This window comes from Paenibacillus protaetiae (genome assembly GCF_004135365.1).
Taxonomy (GTDB): Bacteria; Bacillota; Bacilli; order Paenibacillales; family Paenibacillaceae; genus Paenibacillus_AP; species Paenibacillus_AP protaetiae.
In genome coordinates this window covers 1,896,378-1,915,323 of the sequence record NZ_CP035492.1, presented here as the reverse complement: position 1 = coordinate 1,915,323, position 18,946 = coordinate 1,896,378, and the positions used below count along the sequence as shown (strand labels likewise).

The 18,946-nt window shown below is 51.5% G+C and carries 17 protein-coding genes and 1 pseudogene; 12 read left to right on the top strand and 6 right to left on the bottom strand.

Annotated features, from left to right (window positions below; all coding sequences use genetic code 11):
• Positions 1-317: 317 nt before the first annotated feature.
• From ET464_RS08780 to ET464_RS08770, 3 genes are all read left to right on the top strand, one after another.
• A complete protein-coding gene (locus ET464_RS08780; protein ID WP_129440134.1) occupies positions 318-728 on the top strand; it encodes an RrF2 family transcriptional regulator in 411 nt (136 codons plus the stop codon).
• A 98-nt stretch (positions 729-826) separates the two neighbouring features.
• The gene (locus ET464_RS08775) at positions 827-1,486 is read left to right on the top strand and encodes an MBL fold metallo-hydrolase (RefSeq protein WP_129440132.1); all 660 of its coding nucleotides are present in this window, start codon (positions 827-829) and stop codon (positions 1,484-1,486) included.
• A gap of 15 nt (positions 1,487-1,501) precedes the next feature.
• Positions 1,502-2,611 carry an AbrB family transcriptional regulator gene (locus ET464_RS08770; RefSeq protein ID WP_129440130.1) on the top strand — a complete coding sequence of 370 codons (1,110 nt, stop codon included), beginning with the start codon at positions 1,502-1,504 and terminating at the stop codon, positions 2,609-2,611.
• A 143-nt stretch (positions 2,612-2,754) separates the two neighbouring features.
• Here the strand turns inward: ET464_RS08770 and ET464_RS08765 are convergent, their stop codons facing one another.
• From ET464_RS08765 to ET464_RS08755, 3 genes are read right to left on the bottom strand one after another with little or no spacing between them, the layout of a single operon-like run.
• Positions 2,755-3,657 (bottom strand): sugar phosphate isomerase/epimerase family protein, encoded by a 903-nt coding sequence (locus ET464_RS08765; RefSeq protein ID WP_129440128.1) that lies wholly within the window; start codon positions 3,655-3,657, stop codon positions 2,755-2,757.
• Positions 3,658-3,672: 15 nt separating this feature from the next.
• Positions 3,673-4,536, bottom strand: a complete 864-nt coding sequence (locus tag ET464_RS08760) for a sugar phosphate isomerase/epimerase family protein (protein ID WP_129440126.1) — start codon at positions 4,534-4,536, stop codon at positions 3,673-3,675.
• A complete protein-coding gene (locus tag ET464_RS08755) occupies positions 4,533-5,591 on the bottom strand; it encodes a Gfo/Idh/MocA family protein (protein WP_129440124.1) in 1,059 nt (352 codons plus the stop codon). Before ET464_RS08755 ends, ET464_RS08760 begins: the two co-directional genes overlap by 4 nt.
• Before the next feature lie 131 nt (positions 5,592-5,722).
• Here ET464_RS08755 and ET464_RS08750 point away from each other — a divergent pair, with 131 nt between their 5' ends.
• The 4 genes from ET464_RS08750 to ET464_RS08735 all read left to right on the top strand — a co-directional run bounded on the left by ET464_RS08750 (position 5,723) and on the right by ET464_RS08735 (position 10,532).
• Positions 5,723-6,580, top strand: coding sequence for a helix-turn-helix domain-containing protein (locus tag ET464_RS08750; protein ID WP_129440122.1), 858 nt, complete (start codon positions 5,723-5,725; stop codon positions 6,578-6,580).
• Positions 6,581-6,747: 167 nt separating this feature from the next.
• Positions 6,748-7,935, top strand: a complete 1,188-nt coding sequence (locus ET464_RS08745) for an ornithine--oxo-acid transaminase (protein ID WP_129440120.1) — start codon at positions 6,748-6,750, stop codon at positions 7,933-7,935.
• A gap of 220 nt (positions 7,936-8,155) precedes the next feature.
• Complete coding sequence (locus ET464_RS08740; RefSeq protein ID WP_129440118.1) at positions 8,156-9,232, top strand: LLM class flavin-dependent oxidoreductase; 1,077 nt, start codon at positions 8,156-8,158, stop codon at positions 9,230-9,232.
• A gap of 382 nt (positions 9,233-9,614) precedes the next feature.
• Positions 9,615-10,532: an NAD(P)/FAD-dependent oxidoreductase gene (locus ET464_RS08735; RefSeq protein WP_129440116.1), complete on the top strand. Its 918-nt coding sequence runs from the start codon at positions 9,615-9,617 to the stop codon at positions 10,530-10,532.
• Positions 10,533-10,605: 73 nt separating this feature from the next.
• Here ET464_RS08735 and ET464_RS08730 read toward each other — a convergent pair whose 3' ends face one another.
• On the bottom strand, positions 10,606-10,926 hold the full coding sequence (locus tag ET464_RS08730; protein ID WP_129440114.1) for a winged helix-turn-helix transcriptional regulator: 321 nt from the start codon (positions 10,924-10,926) through the stop codon (positions 10,606-10,608).
• A gap of 226 nt (positions 10,927-11,152) precedes the next feature.
• On the opposite strand from ET464_RS08730, the gene zwf reads away from it, so the two are divergent.
• The 5 genes from zwf to ET464_RS08700 all read left to right on the top strand — a co-directional run bounded on the left by zwf (position 11,153) and on the right by ET464_RS08700 (position 17,150).
• Positions 11,153-12,655, top strand: a complete 1,503-nt coding sequence (zwf, locus tag ET464_RS08725) for a glucose-6-phosphate dehydrogenase (protein ID WP_129440112.1) — start codon at positions 11,153-11,155, stop codon at positions 12,653-12,655.
• Positions 12,636-14,633 carry a transketolase gene (gene tkt, locus ET464_RS08720; protein ID WP_129440110.1) on the top strand — a complete coding sequence of 666 codons (1,998 nt, stop codon included), beginning with the start codon at positions 12,636-12,638 and terminating at the stop codon, positions 14,631-14,633. The genes zwf and tkt overlap by 20 nt, the downstream gene beginning before the upstream one ends.
• Positions 14,634-14,728: 95 nt before the next feature.
• Positions 14,729-15,625 (top strand): phosphogluconate dehydrogenase (NAD(+)-dependent, decarboxylating), encoded by an 897-nt coding sequence (gene gnd / locus ET464_RS08715; RefSeq protein WP_129440108.1) that lies wholly within the window; start codon positions 14,729-14,731, stop codon positions 15,623-15,625.
• 27 nt (positions 15,626-15,652) lie between these two features.
• Complete coding sequence (gene fsa / locus ET464_RS08710) at positions 15,653-16,318, top strand: fructose-6-phosphate aldolase (protein ID WP_129440106.1); 666 nt, start codon at positions 15,653-15,655, stop codon at positions 16,316-16,318.
• A gap of 256 nt (positions 16,319-16,574) precedes the next feature.
• Positions 16,575-17,150 carry a dihydrofolate reductase family protein gene (locus ET464_RS08700; protein ID WP_129440103.1) on the top strand — a complete coding sequence of 192 codons (576 nt, stop codon included), beginning with the start codon at positions 16,575-16,577 and terminating at the stop codon, positions 17,148-17,150.
• Between the two features lie 54 nt (positions 17,151-17,204).
• On the opposite strand, the gene ET464_RS08695 is transcribed toward ET464_RS08700, so the two are convergent.
• Together ET464_RS08695 and ET464_RS08690 are read right to left on the bottom strand one after the other, a co-directional pair.
• Entirely contained in the window at positions 17,205-17,789 is a 585-nt protein-coding gene (locus tag ET464_RS08695; protein WP_129440101.1) for a YdeI/OmpD-associated family protein, read from the bottom strand.
• A 104-nt stretch (positions 17,790-17,893) separates the two neighbouring features.
• A pseudogene (locus ET464_RS08690) lies at positions 17,894-18,798 on the bottom strand (aldo/keto reductase).
• Positions 18,799-18,946 lie beyond the last annotated feature (148 nt).

Genomic DNA, 18,946 nt, shown 5'->3' with positions numbered 1-18,946 from the left:
AAAAGAGTTGAACGCTGCACCTTCCCGTATGCAGCTGCAAAAAAGAAGGGCTTTATTGGAAAAATCCAAAGGAGGAGATCCGAATTACAGGAGATCAGCGGGTTTGCCCCCGTTATTACGGAGGGGTTAGGTATGAAGGGTTTAACTCCATTGTTGGATGAAAAAAGGCAGCGCTTCGCGGTTTTGCAGCCTGTTTCAGCAGCTGAAGCGGTTTATTTTGCATCGTTTCCCGGGAAATATTGACTTCAGAGTTGTAGAATTGATTAATATGTGCAATAATAATCACATATTATTAAGGTCGAAGGGACAGCTGAAGCATGGCACAGTTAAAACGGTTCAAATATGGCTTTCAAGCGCTGCTTGTTCTTTCGTCCAGCCCGGAGCTGCGCTCCAGCACGGAGATTGCCGAGCGGATCAACTGCGAACCTACGGCACTGCGCAAAATTTTAGCCCAAATGGCGGACGCTTCCATTGTTGAAGTCAGGCAAGGAAGAACCGGCGGTTACCAGTTGGCCAAACAGCCGGACCAAATTACGCTGTTTGAAGTATACACTTCCCTTCATGAGGTTGACTTGCTGCAAGATCCGTTTACGGACAAGGCGGCTGCCTATACATTTGGCGGTGATAAAATGTTGAATTCATTTTCCCGCTTGTTTGAGGAAATTAACGAGCAAGTCAAAAAAGTACTGGGCCAGCATACGGTAGCTGAATTTTTAGAGGGTGGCTGACAGAGCTGTTCAGGCAGCCCTCTAATTCGAATGGATAACTCATTTTTTTATTATAAATTGTGCAAAAAAATGCACACAAAAAAGGAGATTTTTATTTTATGAAGCTGAAATGGTATGGACACTCTTCCTTTTTATTAACATCGGAGGAGGGAACCCGCGTTTTAATTGATCCGTTCAACAAGTTTTTAGGTTACCGCCAACCTTCGGTCGAGGTGGATATTTTAACGGTTACGCATGATCACCGCGACCATAATCAAATTCAGGTGGCGACCGGTTCGTACCTAATGGTTCACCGCCCGGAATCGTATGAGAAAAACGGCATTTCCGTTCATGGCGTACCGACGTTCCACGATAAGGTCGAAGGGAAAAAACGGGGCAGCAACATCGTGTTTACGTTACAAATAGACGGGATATCCGTATGCCATTGCGGCGACCTGGGACATCTTTTGTCGGAGGAACAAATTCAAGCGATTGGCCCGGTGGACGTGCTGATCGTGCCGGCCGGCGGCGGCATGACGCTAAACGGTGCTGAGGCTGCCCAGGTGATCAAGCAGCTGAACCCGAAAATTGCGATTCCGATGCATTATCGGACGAAGGCGCTAGGTTTGGTTGGCAGGCTGCTTTTTGACAAAGCGGATAAATTTATTGCGGCTTCCGGCTGCAGGCATGTGGAGCTGAAGGAGCTGGAGCTGACCAAAGAAAGCTTGTCCGGTTATACCGGCCAGACGGTGGTTACCCTTCAGTATCAGCAGCAGTAAAGGGGAGAAAAGCTTATGATTAAGCGGCACTCATGGATTCCGATTCTAAGCTCGCTTATTGCCGCTTTGATTGGCGGATATTTGTTTCAGCTGCTTCACATTCCGGTGCCTTGGCTGCTTGGACCGATGGCTTTCGTCCTCATTTGCAGCAGCTTTTTCCCTAGCCGGTTTACTTGGTACGGGCCGTTCCGTACCGGCAGCATGATAATTGTCGGCTACACAATCGGGTTGTCTTTAACGGGAGCTGCCCTGAAAGAAATCGGCCGCCAGCTTCCTTTTATGCTGCTGATGACTTCGCTCTTGCTTTTATTGTGTGCCGGAATCGCTTTTATTGTATCCAAAGTATCCCGGACCGACTTTAAAACAGCATTAATGGGGGCGATTCCCGGCGGATTAACCCAAGTGCTTATACTGGCCGAGGAAACAGGCGGCATTAATATGACGGTGGTTACGATCACGCAAGTGATTCGGCTGATGATGATTGTTATTTGTATCCCTCTGCTTGTGTTCAGTCCGCTGTTCGACCACGTTAACGTGGACGGAATCGTTCAGGCGGCGCTGCCGGAAGCGGCGGCCAAGGCAAGCTGGAGCGGTTTGTTTCCGAATGCGGTCTGGTATGCTGCGGTTTGTATTTTGTTTGCTTACGCCGGGCGAAAAGTAAAGCTGCCGACCGCATTTTTGCTTGGGCCGGTAATTGGGGCTGCGCTGCTGCAAGGATTGGGCGTAACGGGGCCGGGTCTGCCCGTCTCCATTACAGATGCGGCTCAGCTTTCCATCGGCATTTTTGTTGGGCTTATGCTAAAGCCCGGACAACTGCCCAATAAAACGCGGACGCTGCTTGTAGCGATAGGGAGCGGCTTGCTTCTCCTCCTCGCGGCGATCCTGCTAAGCCTGCTGCTTACGCTTATCCGGCCGGTGTCTGCTGCTACGGGACTGTTAAGCCTGGCTCCCGGCGGCGCCGACCAGATGGGCATTATCGCCCATGAAATTGGGGCGGACCTCTCTATAGTCGCCGGCTATCAGCTGTTCCGCACATTTTTTATCCTGATCGCATTCCCGCCGTTGTGGCGATTATTATTTGTGCGGAAGAAAAGCAAGAACACCGCGGAGCAAGGCGAAGCTTGAACCGCTATCGCTGCTGCCTTACAACAGTTCAGCGCGGCGGACAGCTCAGCCGCCGCGCACCTTATCCAATGCGGGAGCGTCCGTCCGCACTGAAGCGGAACGGCTGCGCATAGGACGCGCAGTGCCTAGGCTTGCCGCTACGCCTATGCCTTAAACTGTTTCAAAAAATCAACTGCCAGCTTAATGTCGGCTTCCGGATTTGTTTTGACCTCGCGTTCGATCGTCAGGTAGCCGTTGTAGCCGATATCCTGCAGCGCCTGCAAATAAGCCGGCCAGTTGACGCTGCCTTCCCCTAACGGAACCTCGCGGAATGACTTTCCTTTTTCTGCCATTTCCGACAACTGCTCATGATCCATAGAAGGCGCTTCATATCCGTAAAAGCCGTACACATCCCGAGGGTCGACAGCCGCCAGCTTAATGCCGTCTTTGGCATGCGTATGGACGATATAATCCCGGAGCGTATAGACGCCTTGCACCGGGTCGTCGCCAGTCACCATGACCATATTGGCCGGGTCAAAATTTACGGATACGCCTTTGGAGCCAAGCTTATCGAGAAAGCTTTTCAAATGGGCGGCCGGCTCCGGGCCGGTTTCGATCGCAAAATAACCGTTCATGGCGCTGGCATAAGCACTCAGCTCGGAGCAGGCGTTAAACATCGTTTCGTAGACGCGGCTGTTTTCATCCGCCGGCACGATGCCGATGTGGGTGGTGACGATGGAGGTGCCAAGCTCCGCCGCCAGTTCCATAATCCGCTTGGACTTTTCCATTTTGGCGGCATTTTCAGCCGGGTCCTGAAAGCCATGCCCGCCCAAATCGCCGACCAGCGCCGATATTTCAAGCCCGTGCGAAGCCAAGACATCCTTCAGTTCTTTGCGGGCGGCAGATGTCAGGACGTCAGGGTCCATCTCGCCGCGCACCGCGTAAATCTGTACCCCGTCTGCTCCGATCTGGCGCGCTTTGGCGAGACCTTTCATGACGCCGGCCTGAAAGCTGTCGACAATGACCCCGATTTTGTTCGCTATCACCGGTTTCGCTTGCTCTGTCATTTATAGTTGCCTCCTTTAGACATTTGTTTCGTTCCATAACCTCCGCGCACATTCCAGCCCTAACCGGGTGCCGGTCCGGCAGTCTTCCATCCCTTCGAACTCAATGGATATATAGCCGTCATATCCGGATTGCTTGACAATCCGTACGATCTCGGGCAAATCAAGGTCGCCATGCCCTACAATAGCGCCGCGCAGCCAGCTGCCCCCTGAAGTGCGGAACCAGCCCGCGCCCGGATTCAGCCGCGAAGGGCGGCGATAAAAGTCTTTAAAATGGACCATGGATGCGATCGAAATATTGTTTGCAACCGCCAAAACCGGATCTTCGTCCGCACAAAGGAAATTGCCGATGTCGAGCGTCGTTCTAAAGTTGCTGCGGCCAACCGCTTGGACAAGCGACGCCACCCGCTCGCTGCGCTGGAGGAAAAAACCGTGATTTTCAACGCTTGTCGTTATCCCTTTGGACATCGCATAATCGGCAATGTCCCGGCATGCCGCAGTGAGGCGGGGCAGCTCCGCTATGTAATGGCCCAGCGACACGTCTGCAGAGGAAGCGGCGTCATGGCGCATAAGCCGGATGCCCAGAGCGGACGCAATGTCGACCTCCCGTTTTACACGGGCAATTTCCTGCTCCAATGCCTCATCGTCCAAATCGGCAAAATTAGCTCCGACAGCGTAATTGGACAACACAAGGCCGTTAGCCTGCGCCTCCTGCCGGATTGCCCCGATCAGCTCCGGATTGTCGTGCAGCGGGAAGCCTAACGGTACGATCTCCAAATGCTCGCTGCCGATTTCAGCCGCAAAGCGGATGACGTCGATAATCGTCATTTCGCCTTTGCTTAACGCTTGATACAGGCTGTAGGTGCTTATGCCAAGCTTCATAACCGCACCTCCGCGCCTTTGGCGGCCGATTCGTAAATGCCGCACAATATTTTCATTATGGCAACGCCGTCTTCGACCGGGCTGATCGGCGGGGTGCCGCTGCGTACGCAAGCTACAAAATGGTCGATTTCCGCTTGAAAGGCAGCGTCAATCTGAAGGCTTTTATGATCCGTCTGAGGTTCGATATTCAAAATCGTATGATGTTTTTCCGTTACGATCGCAATTTCGGGTTCGAGCTCAAAACCGCCTTTTTCACCATACAGCTTAATGGAAGTGGCATTTTCTTTCGCGTGGAGCGTAAAGCTGACATCTACAAGCAGCGACGCGCCGTTGTCGAAGCGGATCAAGGCGTTCGCCATATCTTCAACCGTGTTAAGGTCCGCATCGTAATCCGCCGCTTTATAAAAGGAAAGATGGCGTACGCCCGAGCGGTTGCCCAGCTTGCTGTATGTGTTGGCACTGACCGAAACCGGTTTGGGCCGGCCCATCATGTACCAGCACAAATCAATGACGTGCACGCCGATATCGATGACCGGGCCGCCTCCGGAACGCTCCCGGTCGGCAAACCAGCCGCCCGGATTGCCTAAACGGCGAATGGCGGACGCTTTTGCAAAATAAATGCCGCCGAATTCATCGTGGTCTACAAAAGAACGGAGCAGCTGGGCGTTTGGATCGTAACGGCGGACGAACCCGACCTGCAGCAGCTTGCCCGAAGCGCGAACCGCTTCTTGCATGCTCAGCGCCTCTTCGACAGTGCGGCATAGCGGCTTTTCCACCAGCACATGCTTGCCGGCTTCAAGCGCCGCGATGCTGATTGCCGCATGCGTGTTATTCCAGGTGCAAATGCTTACGGCATCAATATCGGGGCATGCCAGCAGCTCTCTATAATCGGTATACACTTGCGATGCGCCATATTTTACGGCTGCCTGGCGCGCTCTGTCCTCCTTCAGGTCGCATACGGCAACCAGCTCCGCATCCGGATGATTAGCGTACGATTGCAAATGCATCGCGGATATGGAACCCGCGCCTATGACTCCAATTTTGATAGCCGGCATGAAAGCGCTCACTCCTCCGAAAATATACTGCATTACCCGATTTGTATTATAATGCTTTCAAGGAATTACACCATGATGCGGCGTGCTTTCTATTTGCACTATTGTGCTTTATTAGGGAAGGGGATACACGAATGGATGAAGCGCTCCGCGAGCCGATGGACATGCCGGAACCCCGGTTTCCGGTCAAAGTGCACCGCTGCCGCCACGAGGGAAAGGGCAAGGTCCTGTTCCCGCATCATTGGCATGAGCATCTGGAGTTTTTATATTTTGTTACCGGTGAAGCGTCCCTTGAGCTTGGTTCCGCTACGCTGAGGGCGAAGGAAGGCGATCTGATCGTTGTCAACAGCAACGAGCTGCATGCCGGCATCAGCCATTCCGATCATTTGTTTTATTATGCGCTTATTGCCGACATCTCCTTGCTGCAAAGCCACACGCTGGATGCCGCTGAAATGAAGTTTATTACGCCAATCGCCCAGAACCGGCTGCTCTTCGGCAACCGGATTACAAACGACGAGACCAGGCTGTCCATGCTTACGATCATTCAAGAACTGGAGAACCGCTCGTTTGGCTACGAGCTGGCCATCAAGTCGGAGCTGTACCGGCTGCTGGCGCTGCTGCTCCGCGGCTTTGTCGCAACTGTGCTTACGCCGGACGAATACGACCAGCGGATGAAAAACGTCCAGCGGTTTGCGCCTATTTTTGAATATATTGATAAGCAGTACCAAGAGCCGATTACGGTGGATCAGCTGGCCGGCATGGCCGGCTTAAGCCGGTTTCATTTCAGCCGGCTGTTCAAAGAACTGAGCGGCAAGACGGTAACGGAGTTTGTTAACGAAACGCGGATAAGCAAAGCAGATCAGCTGCTGCGAAGCAGCCCGCTCACGGTTTCGGAAATCGCCGTTGCAACGGGTTTTAACGATATTTATTACTTCAGCCGCCTATTTAAAAAGCATAAAAAAATAGCGCCGAGCGCCGTGCGCAAGCACTGACCGGCTAACCGGTCAGTGCTTCGGCGCGCAGTTATGCAAGAGCACGCCGTTATCGCTGACCCGGCTAACGCTGCGTATTTGCTGCCGCCTTCCCTCCTATAGGGCGTATGCCAAGCTGACCCCGAATAAAATGGTACGGAGATCTGCCAGAAAGGGAGGTTCATGCGATGCGCAACCAGCAGGAAACCATTGACGCAACCGGGCGCTATGGCGCGCATAATTACCATCCGCTGCCGATCGTCATCGCCCGTGCGGAGGGCGTATGGGTGGAAGACCCCGGCGGGCGCCGTTACATGGATATGCTGAGCGGCTATTCCGCGCTGAATCAAGGGCACCGGCATCCTCGTATTATTGAAGCGCTGAAGCGCCAGGCTGATCTGGTGACGTTAACGTCACGCGCCTTTTATAATGAACCGCTTGCCGAGCTGATGGAGATTGTTGCGGGGATTACCGGCAAAGACCGGATGCTCCCGATGAATACAGGCGCTGAAGCGGTGGAAACGGCACTTAAGGCGGCGAGGCGCTGGGGTTACCGCGCGAAGGGCATTCCGGACGGAGAAGCGCAAATTGTTGTATGCGAAGGGAATTTTCACGGCAGGACGCTGGCGGCAACCTCCTTGTCCTCGGAGCCGGCGTACCGCAGCCAGTTTGGCCCGTTTCTGCCCGGCATTACGATTATCCCTTACGGGGATGCGGAGGCGCTCAAACAGGCGATTACACCGCTGACCGCGGCTTTTTTGGTGGAGCCGATCCAGGGGGAAGCGGGCATTGTCATTCCGCCTGACGGATATCTGCGGGAAGCTGCGCGGATATGCAAGGAGCGGCATGTGCTGCTGCTTGCCGACGAAATCCAGACCGGCTTTGGCCGGGCAGGCAAGCGGTTTGCCTGCGACTGGGAAGGTGTTGTCCCGGATGTCTATATATTGGGCAAGGCACTGGGCGGCGGAGTGCTGCCGGTATCAGCCGTGGCGGCTGACGACGAAGTGCTTGGCTTGTTCGAGCCGGGTTCGCACGGCTCGACGTTTGGCGGCAATCCGCTGGCAAGCGCGGTTGCGGTCGCCGCACTCCGCGTTACGGAGGAGGAACGGCTGGCGGAACGTTCGCTAGCATTAGGCGCAGCCTTTATTTCCGAATTGTCGCAAATCCGGCATCCGGATATTGTTGAAGTGAGGGGAAGGGGGCTGTTTATCGGGATCGAAACGGCTGGACCCGCAAGGCCTTATTGTGAAAAACTGAAAGAAGCAGGGCTGCTGTGCAAGGAAACACATGAGAAAGTCATTCGGCTTGCGCCGCCGTTAACTATATCGGAAGCGGAATTGGCATGGGCGGTTGGGCAGATCAAATCGGTGTTTTAGCGTATAGGGCCAAGGGTTTGGCGGATGGGACACGGCCGCCAAACCCTTTTTTTGCGGCAAATCCGATTACTTGACACTAATTAATTACGTAATTATAATTACTTACATAAAGTAACTAAGGTAGACAGCTATTTGAATGATCCGGAAATAATAAACGGACCACGGCATAATTTGAACAATACGAAGGATAAACTTACGTAAACACAGGGGGAAAACATCAGTGGCAACTTTACAGCATGATCATAACGCGGACGGAAGCCAGACGTTTGAATTTGGCATTTACACGTTAGGGGAATTGTCGCCTCACCCGGTGACGGGCACCGTCATGAGCGCGCAGCAGCGGCTGCGGGAAGTGGTGGCGGCGGCCAAGCTGGCTGACGAGGCCGGCATTGACGTGTTTGGCGTCGGCGAGCATCATCGCCTTGATTTTGCGATATCATCGCCGCCGGTGCTGCTTGCTGCAATTGCGCAGGCGACAAGCCGAATCCGGCTTACATCTGCGACAACCGTTTTAGGCACATCCGACCCTGTCCGGGTTTTTGAAGATTTTGCGACCCTTGATCTGCTCTCGGACGGCAGAGCGGAAATTATTGCGGGCAGAGGCGCTTATGTAGAATCGTTCCCCTTGTTTGGATACGACCTGGAAAGCTACGGAGAGCTGTTCCGGGAAAAAACGAACCTGCTGCTTGAGCTGAATGAACATGAGATCGTCACTTGGAGCGGGAAGTTCCGTTCTGCGCTTAGCGAAGCGGAAATCGCTCCGCGGCCGAAGCAGGACCAAATTCCGTTATGGCTTGGCGTAGGCGGAACGCCGGCAAGCGCAGCGCTTGCCGGCAGATTAGGCGCAGGCATGGCGCTTGCGATTTTGGGCGGCGACCCGCACCGGTTTAAGCCGCTTGTTGAGGAGTACAAGCGGGCAGGAAGAGAAGCGGGAGTGCCCGAGCAGTCGCTTAAAGTGGCCATTACGGGCCACAGCTTTATCGGCCGTACTTCCGAGCAGGCCCGTGCCGAATTTTATCCGCATTACGCCAATTATTACAGCGGATTTATGAACCGTGGACCGCTTAGCCGGGAACAATTCGACGCCTTTTGCGGGCCGGAGACGGCGCTTGTTATCGGAAGCGCGGAAGAAACGGCGGAAAAGATTATTAAGCAGCACGAACTGTATGGGCATACCCGGTTTATGGCCCAAATGGATATCGGCGCAATGCCGTTCAGCCAAATCGCTTCGTCTATTGAACTGCTGGCAACGAAGGTTGCTCCAGCCGTACGCAAAGCGATTGGCAGCCTATCATAATTGGAAGCCCGGTTATAACCGGGCTTTTTATTTTTATTTAGAGAAGTCAGATAACCTTTCTTTAACCTGCCACACTCCCGGTTCAAATATAATAGGAAGAAACCGTTTTGTATTGATTATGCTTATATTCAGAATGGGATCTGGATATTAATGGATTGTCATGTTATGAATTATTCCATAAATAGATCTGGACCTGCTGTCCATGGATCTTCGGCATACGGCTGATGAATATGCGGACATCCCAATTCTTCTATTATATGGAATGCTTATTTTGGCTATAATGGAGAGCGTTGTGCAGCGGCATCTTTGCTCGAAGGAAGGTTTCGGATAGGGAAGTGCTGCAAGGGAATACTGAGTAAAACCGATATTTTGCGGAGGGACTATGCAATATGATTGCGTTATTGTGGGAGGCGGCTTTGCTGGCTTGCAAGCTGCTATTCAGCTTGGACGTTACCGCCACAAAATAGCGGTTGTGGACGCAGCGGAAGGCCGCTCAGCCTATTGCCGCAACTATGATAATTTAATCGGCTGGCCGGAAGGCGTCAGCGGCATGAAGCTGAGAGCTGCGGGCAGACTTCAAGCTGAGCGGCTTGGCGTCCGTTTCATCGCGGGCACAGCCGTTACTGCCCGGCGCCGCACCGAATGCTTCGTGCTGGAGCTTGAAAGCGGGGAGGAAATAACCGGCGCCAGACTGCTGCTCGCTACGGGCGTTAAAGACCGCATTCCCGGCTTCCGGGAGCTTATTCCGTGCTTGGGCATCAGTGTATACATATGCCCGGACTGCGACGGTTATGAGGTGGCGGATCAGCAAGTGGCTGTGATCGGCTCCGGCACGGCCGGCGCAAATATGGCGCTGACGCTAAGGCATTGGACAAGCCGCATTATATACATCAATCATGAAACAGCGGATGTGCCCGGCGAACTGCTGGCGCAGCTGGCCGGGCAGGACATTCCGTATTACGAACAGCCGGTTGCAAAGATTGAAGTCGAAGATGAATCGCAGTTTCGGGGCGTTATGCTCAAGGACGGCACCGCCATACGGTGCAGCAAGTCATTTTTAGCTTTTGGCGGCAATGAAGTGCGGTCGGGGCTTGCGGAACAGCTGGGGGCAGGTCTGACGGACAACCGGCATGTCATTACAAACCCGAGGACGAAGCTGACAACTGCCGATTATGTGTGGGCGGCAGGAGATGTGACCAGCCATTCGGAGATGGTGACCATTGCTATGGGCGACGGCAGCCAGGCCGCCATCTGGATTCATAAAAGCCTGATCGGCACGTTCGACGGCCGGAATCCATAATAAAGGACTGCAGAAGAAGCATCCGCTTCCTTGCAGTCCTTTTTTTCGTCTGTATCGTCAATGATGCGGCAAGCTACAGCCATTTGCCGGCCCAATGGTCGACCGCGCTTAACGCTCTGCCAAGCTCGGTTCCTTTTCGGGTCAAGGAATATTCAGTCCTTACGGGCTTGTCCTTGATGGCGTTGCGGATGATGATGCCTGCTTCCTCCAGTTCTTTGATGCGTTCAATCAGCATTCTTTTGCTAAGGTCGGGAATTTTGCATTGGATTTCGCTAAAACGTTTTGGTTCTTCCATCAGGGTAAGGATGATGAGACTTACCCATTTTTTGCTGATGAGCTGATGGGCGGCCTCTACTTTTTCACGCAGGGGCAGCAGCCGGGCAGCGTTGTTCATCGGGTCACCCTCTTTACTTGGTAATCATAGTTTACCTTGTAATTTTATGAAATCTGAGATGTGAATATATTAACTATAACACACGAAATGCCTGCAATGAAAGGGTTTTCATGGATTCACAAAGTTGTCAAATCTATATTGACGAATTGAAAATCTAGCAGTATCATGGTGGACGGTAGTTTTGTAGGTGATTTTAAGTAACCTCTAAGGATAGGAGGAGAAAACCATGGACATGACTTTCGTCTTGTTTGGTGCAACAGGGGATTTAGCGAAAAGAAAAATTTTCCCTGCCTTGTACAATTTATTTTTGGACCAAAAAATGCCTGAGAAGTTTTCGATCATCGGGCTGGGAAGACGTGAAATTGCTCATGAAGATTTCCAAAAGCAAGTTGAGCAATCGATCCATACTTTCTCTAGACGCGCAGTAACTGATCAAAAGTCGTTCAAGGATTTCCTTGGCGCGTTCCGTTACAGCGCATTGGACGTAGGCCGTCCAGAAGATTATGTGAAGCTTCTTGAGCTGGTGAAACAAAGAGAGCAAGAGCTTAACCTTCCTGAAAACCGGATGTTCTACCTGTCGGTAGGCCCTGAATTTTTTGAGGTTATCGCGGCTAACATTCAAGCCAGCGGCCTGGGCGCTACAAAAGGCTGGAAACGTCTTATTATTGAAAAACCATTTGGCCGCGACCTGCAATCGGCACGCGATCTGAATGAGAAATTGACTAAATCGTTTACGGAAGAAGAAATCTACCGTATTGACCACTATTTGGGCAAACCGATGGTGCAAAACCTGGAAGTGCTTGAGAACTCCAACCCTGTACTTCATGCGCTCTGGACAAACCGTTATATCGCTAACGTGCAAATTACGGCAAGCGAAACGGTCGGCGTAGAAGAAAGAGCTGGCTATTACGATCACTCCGGCGCGCTTCGCGATATGTTCCAAAACCATATGCTCCAATTGATGATGATGATTGCGATGCAGCTTCCGAAAGAAAGCAGCCCTGAAGACGTGCGCAACAAAAAACGCATGGTGATGGAGTCGCTTCGTCCGCTTCAAGAAGATCAAATTTCGAGCCAAATCGTCCTCGGGCAATATGTTGCAGGGGAAATGAACGGCCAACCAGTTGTAGGATACAAGGATGAGCCGGGCGTAGCTGTTGATTCTCAAAACAACACGTTTATCGCGGCAAAACTTTGGATCGACAACTACTTCTGGGAAGGCGTTCCGTTTTATATCCGTACGGGCAAGCGGATGAAAGAAAAATCCACCCGTATCGTGATCGAATTCAAAGAGCCTTTGAAATCGGCTAAAGTCGATGATTCCTACGTACCTAATTTGCTTGTTATCGAAATTGGGCCAAAAGAAGGCATTACGCTTCAGCTGAACAGCAAAGACCGTGTTTCCGACGGCCAATTTGAGCCGGTTTATGTAAATTGCTACTCTTCGCTGACGGAACAACCGGAAGCGTACGAGAACCTGATCTACGACGCATCGCGCGGCGACGCTACTTTCTTCGCTCACTGGAACGAAGTTGAGCTGTCCTGGATGTGGGTAGAACCAATCCTTAAAGCTGTTGAGCAAGGCAAACTCCCTCTTCAGCCATACGCTGCTGGTTCTTATGGACCTCAAGCTGCATTCGATCTTCTTGGCGACGATCAATGGTGGCTGGATGAAGGCACTATCCGCAAGGAAAAAAAAGGAGAAGCATATGCAGAAACAAGAGCTTGAGCAACTGACAATTGACACGATCCGCACTCTGTCCATCGATGCGATCAACGAAGCAAACTCCGGCCATCCAGGCCTGCCTATGGGCGCGGCTCCAATGGCATACGCGCTTTGGGCGAACCAATTGAAACATAACCCGAACCACTCCACTTGGTTTAACCGCGACCGTTTCATTTTATCCGCGGGCCATGGTTCGGCATTGCTTTACAGCTTGCTGCACCTGTTCGGCTACGGCGTTTCGATCGACGATCTGAAACAATTCCGCAAACTGAACAGCTTGACGCCAGGCCATCCTGAAGTTGGCCACACAGACGGCGTAGAAGCTACAACGGGTCCTTTGGGCCAAGGTATCGCAACAGCTGTTGGCGTAGCTATGGCTGAAGCGCATCTGGCTGCGAAGTTCAACCGTGAAGGCTACCCGGTAGTCGACCACTACACTTACGCGCTTGTTGGCGACGGCTGCTTGATGGAAGGCGTTTCGTACGAAGCGATGTCCATGGCCGGCCACATGAAGCTCGGCAAGCTGATTGCCTTGTACGACTCCAACGATATTTCCCTTGACGGCGAACTGAACCTGTCGTTCTCGGAAAACATCCAAAAACGTGCGGAATCCGCAAACTGGCAATACCTGCGCGTGGAAGACGGCAACGATGTTGCAGCAATCACGAAAGCAATCGAAGAAGCAAAACTGAACGCTGATCAACCTACGATCATCGAAATCAGAACGATCATCGGTTACGGCAGCCCTAAAGTTGCCGGCACGAACAAAGCGCACGGCAATCCGCTGGGCCTTGAAGAAGCAAAAGCGACGAAAGCGGCTTACGGCTGGAACTACGAAGAAAACTTCTATGTGCCCGCTGAAGTGAAAGCTCACCTGGAATCCATTAAGGATAAAGGCGATGCTGAGGAATCCGTATGGAACCGCCTGATCGCTTCCTATAAAGAAGCTCATCCTGAGCTTGCAAAAGAACTGCTTGATGCTATCAGCGGCAAAGTGCTGATCGAAGCGAAAGACGTTCTGACGTTCGACACGTCCAAAACGGTTTCGACTCGCGTTGCAAGCGGACAAGCCATCAACCACTTCGTTAAATCGATCCCGTCCATCTTTGGCGGCAGCGCGGACCTTTCGCACTCCACAATGACGGATATCGCGGGTGAAAAAACGTTTGCTGTGGAATCCTATGCAGGCCGCAACGTTTACTTCGGCGTTCGCGAGCACGCTATGGGCGCTGCAGGCAACGGCATGGCGCTGCATGGCGGCGTGAAGCCATTCGTGAGCACGTTCTTCGTATTTAACGATTACCTGCGTCCATCCATCCGTCTGGCTGCGATTTCGAAGCTGCCTGTAACGTATGTATTTACGCATGACTCCATCGCTGTTGGCGAAGACGGCCCTACCCATGAGCCTGTTGAGCATTTGGCAGCGCTGCGCGCAATCCCAGGCCTGACGGTTATCCGTCCTGCTGACGCTAACGAAACAGCTAACGCTTGGGCTTACGCGCTGCAACAAAACGAAGGTCCGGTAGCGCTCGTATTGAGCCGCCAAAACCTGCCTGTATTCGAAGAAACGAAAGCAAACGTTGCACAGCTTTCCTCCGGCGCTTACGTGCTGACGGAAACAAACGCAACGCCTGACGTAATCCTCGTTGCAACAGGTTCCGAAGTTTCCCTTGCTGTTGAAGCAAAAGCGAAACTGGAACAAGACAATGTTTCGGTACGCGTTGTTTCGATGCCAAGCTGGGAACTGTTCGAAAAACAAACGGACGAATACAAAGAATCGGTTCTGCCTGCCGCAGTTAAAAACCGTGTTGTAATCGAAACGGGTATCCGTCAAGGCTGGGAACGTTACGCTGGCAACGACGGCAAAATCATTTCCATCGATACGTTCGGCGCATCCGGCAACGGCAACCAAGTACTCGCTTACTTCGGCTTTACGGCTGACAATGTTGCCCAAACGGCTGCAAGCTTGTTGAACCGATAAAATCGGGGCTTTTGACAAACGTTATAACAAGATAAAAGCATTTTTCCGCGAGGAAAAATGCTTCTACACATAATTATTCACTCGGAGGGAATCCCATGAAAGTCGGTTTAGTTGGATTAGGAAAAATGGGCCTTAACCTGGGCCAAAACTTGCTCGACCACAAACACGAGGTTGTAGCATTTGACCTGAACAAAGCAGCAGTTGACGAAATGAAAGGTTTTGGCGCAACTGGCGCTTACACGCTCGAAGAGCTGGTACAAAACCTGCAAGCTCCAAGAATCGTATGGATCATGGTTCCTCACGGCGTTGTTGACACAGTTCTGGATCAAGTATCCGCTCTGCTGGAAAAAGGCGACATCGTAATCGAAGCCGGCAACTCGCATTACAAAGAGTCGATCGCTCGTTACGAAAAAATGAAAGCTCTGGGCGTAAGCTACATGGACGTTGGTACTTCCGGCGGTATGGAAGGCGCTCGTAACGGCGCTTGCTACATGATCGGCGGCGACGCTGACACTTGGGCTATCGTTGAGCCTTTGTTCAAAGACACGGCTGTTAACGAAAACGGCTACCTGTACGCTGGCAAATCCGGCAGCGGCCACTTCTTGAAAATGGTTCACAACGGCGTAGAATACGGCATGATGGCTGCTATCGGCGAAGGTTTCGAAGTTCTTGAAAAATCCGACTTTGATTTCGACTACGAAAAAGTAGCACGCGTATGGAACAACGGTTCCGTTATCCGTTCGTGGCTGATGGAACTGACGGAGCGCGCTTTCTCGAAAGACGCGAACCTGGATGAAATCAAAGGCATCATGCATTCGTCCGGCGAAGGCAAATGGACGGTTGAAACGGCATTTGACCTGCAAACCGCAACTCCGGTTATTGCAATGTCGCTTCTGATGCGTTATCGTTCTCTTGACAACGATACGTTCACTGGTAAAGTCGTAGCGGCTCTCCGCAACGAATTTGGTGGACACGCTGTCGAAAAAAAATAAATTATAGTTAAGTGGAGGTAATGGATTGTGAAATTTTTCATCGATACTGCTAACTTGGATGACATTCAAAAAGCGTACAAAATGGGCATTTTGTCGGGCGTAACGACGAACCCTTCCCTGGTTGTTAAAGAAGGCGTGAAATTCGAAGACCGCATCGAAGAAATCCTGAAAGCTGTACCGGAAGTAGAATCCGTATCCGCGGAAGTTACTCCAGACGCTGTTACTGCTGAGCAAATGATCGCTGAAGCCAACGAACTGATCAAAATCAACGGCGGCGACAAAAATATTACAATCAAACTTCCAATGACGCTTGCTGGTTTGGAAGCTTGCCGTTACCTGACGAAAAAAGGCGTTAAAACAAACGTTACTTTGATCTTCACGGTTAACCAAGCGCTTCTGGCTGCTCGCGCTGGCGCAACTTACGTTTCGCCATTCCTGGGCCGTCTGGATGACATCTCCGAAGATGGCGTTCAACTGGTTGCTAAAATCGCTGAGCTGTTCCGCGTAGCTAACCTTGACACGCAAATCATCGCAGCTTCCGTACGCCACCCTGACCATGTTACCCGCGTAGCACTGGCTGGCGCACACATCTCGACGATTCCTTACAGCGTTATCGAACAACTTTCCAAACATCCTTTGACGGACCAAGGTTTGGACAAATTCGCTAAAGACTGGGCTAAATCGGTTAAATAAGCGAGTTAGCGGGGAATACCCCGTTTGAATAAAAGGAGCTGTCCCCGAAGCCATCGCAAGATGGCCGGGGGACAGCTCCTTTTTGGCTTGGTTCCGTTATATAGACAACAAGGAGTATGAGTATACCTCATCGAATAAGAAAAAGATGCTGGTTAAATCATGTCTGTTTACTGCCGCCGGCACGAACGCAACAATGCTTCGGCTTTCTGCTTATGTAAAAATGTAGATATCCCTCATGAACAAAGGAGAACTGAACATGAGAAAACTCGTTCTATTTCTGCACGCATCGCTTGACGGTTTTGTAGAAGGGCCGAATGGTGCAATGGACATTGGCTGGGTTTCCTACGATGCTGATTTGGAGAAACACGCGAAAGAAATTTTGAGTACTGCCGACACGGTCATTTGGGGGCGCGGGACTTATCAGATGATGTACAGTTACTGGCCATCTGTGCCTTCGAACCCATCCGCTTCGCAGCATGAACGGAATCATGCCGAGTGGATTGAAAAGACAGCCAAAATCGTTTTTTCCACGACGCTGGAGAAAGTCGAATGGAATAATTCCAGACTCGTGAAAGAAAATGTTGAGGAAGAGATCAATCACCTCAAACAGCAGCCAGGCAAGGATATGGTTATCCTCGGCAGTCCCAGATTCGCGCACCGCCTTATGCAGTTTGATTTAATTGATGAGTATAAAATTACGGTTTCTCCCGTCCTGATCGGAAAGGGATTGCCGTTATTCCAAGGTGTCAAGGAGAGAATCAATCTTAAGTTAATCGAAAACAAGACCTTTGATTCTGGAGCCATCGGCCTCGTTTACCAGACGGTAAGATGACCTGGTCACTTAAGGGGATTGCGCTAACGGAGACGACAGCTCAGAGCGGAACAATTAGGGATAAATTTTTTCGCCTTTTTCAAGCATGGTGATATACTGCTCGATCCGCTTAGCTCTCGTTTCTTGCTTTTTTGCATTATGGATTCTAAATAAAATGGAATATTTATTTTGTTTATCCAACGTATCATAAAATGCCTTCGCCTTTACATTTCGTTCCAATTCGTAGGCGAAGTCCTCTGGCAGAGAAGCAATGCTTTGCGATTCATAAGCTTTATCCCATTGTCCGTTCTGTTTTGCAGCTTCAATTGCTTTTATGCCGGAGGGCCTCATCCTTCCATTGGAGATTAGAAGCTCCGCTTTTTCTTTATTCACTTTCGACCAAATGCTCTTAGCCCCGCGCGGAGTAAATCGTTGAAGCCAAGTTTTGTCATCGAACGATTCTTTTTGGCTATCCACCCATCCGTAACATAATGCGCTTTCGAGCGCTTCGTCATAGGAAACAGAAGCTACGCCGGAATTTTTTTTCGCGATCTGCAGCCGGATTCCCGCTGAAGTATCATAATTGTGTTCAAGCCAATTGTCTAGAGACTGTTGGTCGACGAACAATATAATCGGAAGTTCACTAGCTTTCTTATTCAAGTAATTCGCCTCCTGATTAAAGGATATCCCGCTAGAACTGACAGATACGGTCAGTGATTATAGAGGGCGAAGACAAATTCGAAGCCCGTTGCCGCAGCCTTACTTCAGCGGTGCTGCTCATACACGCCCGCGGCGCTCAGCTCGCGGATTGCGGCAAGCTCGTCTGCGCGCAGCGGAGGCAGCTCTGCAGCGCCAATGTTATGGCGCAGCTGCTCAAGCGAGCTGGCGCCGGGAATCGTCACGGCTACGGCGGTGTCAGCAAGCGCGTAACGGATCGCAAGCTGCGCCAGGCTGCGGCTCCCCTTCAGAGCGTCCAAGCCTTCATAGATGGCTTCCAGCTTGTCCTGCGGCGTGCCTAAGTAGCCGCCTGCTATTTTGGCTTTGCCGCCATCCGACAGGATGCCTCTGGCAACAGGTCCGCGTGCGATCAGGCTGATGCCTTCCTGCGCCAGCAGCGGCAGTACGGTTTCTTCCGGACGCCTGTCAAGGATGCTGTATTGGCTCATAACGCTTACGATGCTGGAGCGGCTCGCATATTCCCGAATCACATTCGGCCGGATGGAGGAGATGCCGTAATACCGGATAACGCCTTCCTGCTTCAGCTCTTCAAACGCTTCAATCGTCTCGTCGATCGGATCGTCCAATGTGCCGCCGTGCAGCTGGTACAAGTCGATATAATCGGTCTGCAGCCGCTTCAGGCTGCCTTTGACAGCTTCTTTAATATAAGCCTTGGACGCGTCCCATACCCAGCCTTCCTGGCCCGGAATACGCCGGTTGCCGGCCTTGGTGGCGACAATTACGTCCTGCCTCCGTCCCGGATCGCTTCGCCTACTATTTCTTCATTCAAACCGTCATCATACAAATCCGCCGTATCCAAAAAATTAATGCCTTTGTCCAGCGCCTCATGCACAACTTTGATGGCGGCAGGCTTATTCGTGCCCAGCGACATGCAGCCAAGCCCGATTTCGCCCGCCATAAGCTCCGAGCGGCCTAAAAGGTTCCGTTTCATTTGTTCAACGTCACTCCATTTCGCAAAAGGTTTTCTTTAGAAATTTTATTTTGAAAGTGAACCTCAAAATAACTACTAAATTTAGTATAAACGGCGTTTAATTAAATTGCAGCAACCTCTAGCAAGCCTGTGCAGCCCAATTTCCAAT

Coding starts and splice junctions, on each gene's coding strand:
- ET464_RS08775 (WP_129440132.1), top strand. CDS start 827: ATGAAGCTGAAATGGTATGGACACTCTTCCTTTTTATTAACATCGGAG.
- gnd (WP_129440108.1), top strand. CDS start 14,729: ATGAAAGTCGGTTTAGTTGGATTAGGAAAAATGGGCCTTAACCTGGGC.
- tkt (WP_129440110.1), top strand. CDS start 12,636: ATGCAGAAACAAGAGCTTGAGCAACTGACAATTGACACGATCCGCACT.
- ET464_RS08755 (WP_129440124.1), bottom strand. CDS start 5,591: ATGCCGGCTATCAAAATTGGAGTCATAGGCGCGGGTTCCATATCCGCG.
- ET464_RS08735 (WP_129440116.1), top strand. CDS start 9,615: ATGCAATATGATTGCGTTATTGTGGGAGGCGGCTTTGCTGGCTTGCAA.
- ET464_RS08765 (WP_129440128.1), bottom strand. CDS start 3,657: ATGACAGAGCAAGCGAAACCGGTGATAGCGAACAAAATCGGGGTCATT.
- ET464_RS08770 (WP_129440130.1), top strand. CDS start 1,502: ATGATTAAGCGGCACTCATGGATTCCGATTCTAAGCTCGCTTATTGCC.
- ET464_RS08730 (WP_129440114.1), bottom strand. CDS start 10,926: ATGAACAACGCTGCCCGGCTGCTGCCCCTGCGTGAAAAAGTAGAGGCC.
- ET464_RS08760 (WP_129440126.1), bottom strand. CDS start 4,536: ATGAAGCTTGGCATAAGCACCTACAGCCTGTATCAAGCGTTAAGCAAA.
- ET464_RS08780 (WP_129440134.1), top strand. CDS start 318: ATGGCACAGTTAAAACGGTTCAAATATGGCTTTCAAGCGCTGCTTGTT.
- ET464_RS08750 (WP_129440122.1), top strand. CDS start 5,723: ATGGATGAAGCGCTCCGCGAGCCGATGGACATGCCGGAACCCCGGTTT.
- ET464_RS08700 (WP_129440103.1), top strand. CDS start 16,575: ATGAGAAAACTCGTTCTATTTCTGCACGCATCGCTTGACGGTTTTGTA.
- ET464_RS08745 (WP_129440120.1), top strand. CDS start 6,748: ATGCGCAACCAGCAGGAAACCATTGACGCAACCGGGCGCTATGGCGCG.
- zwf (WP_129440112.1), top strand. CDS start 11,153: ATGGACATGACTTTCGTCTTGTTTGGTGCAACAGGGGATTTAGCGAAA.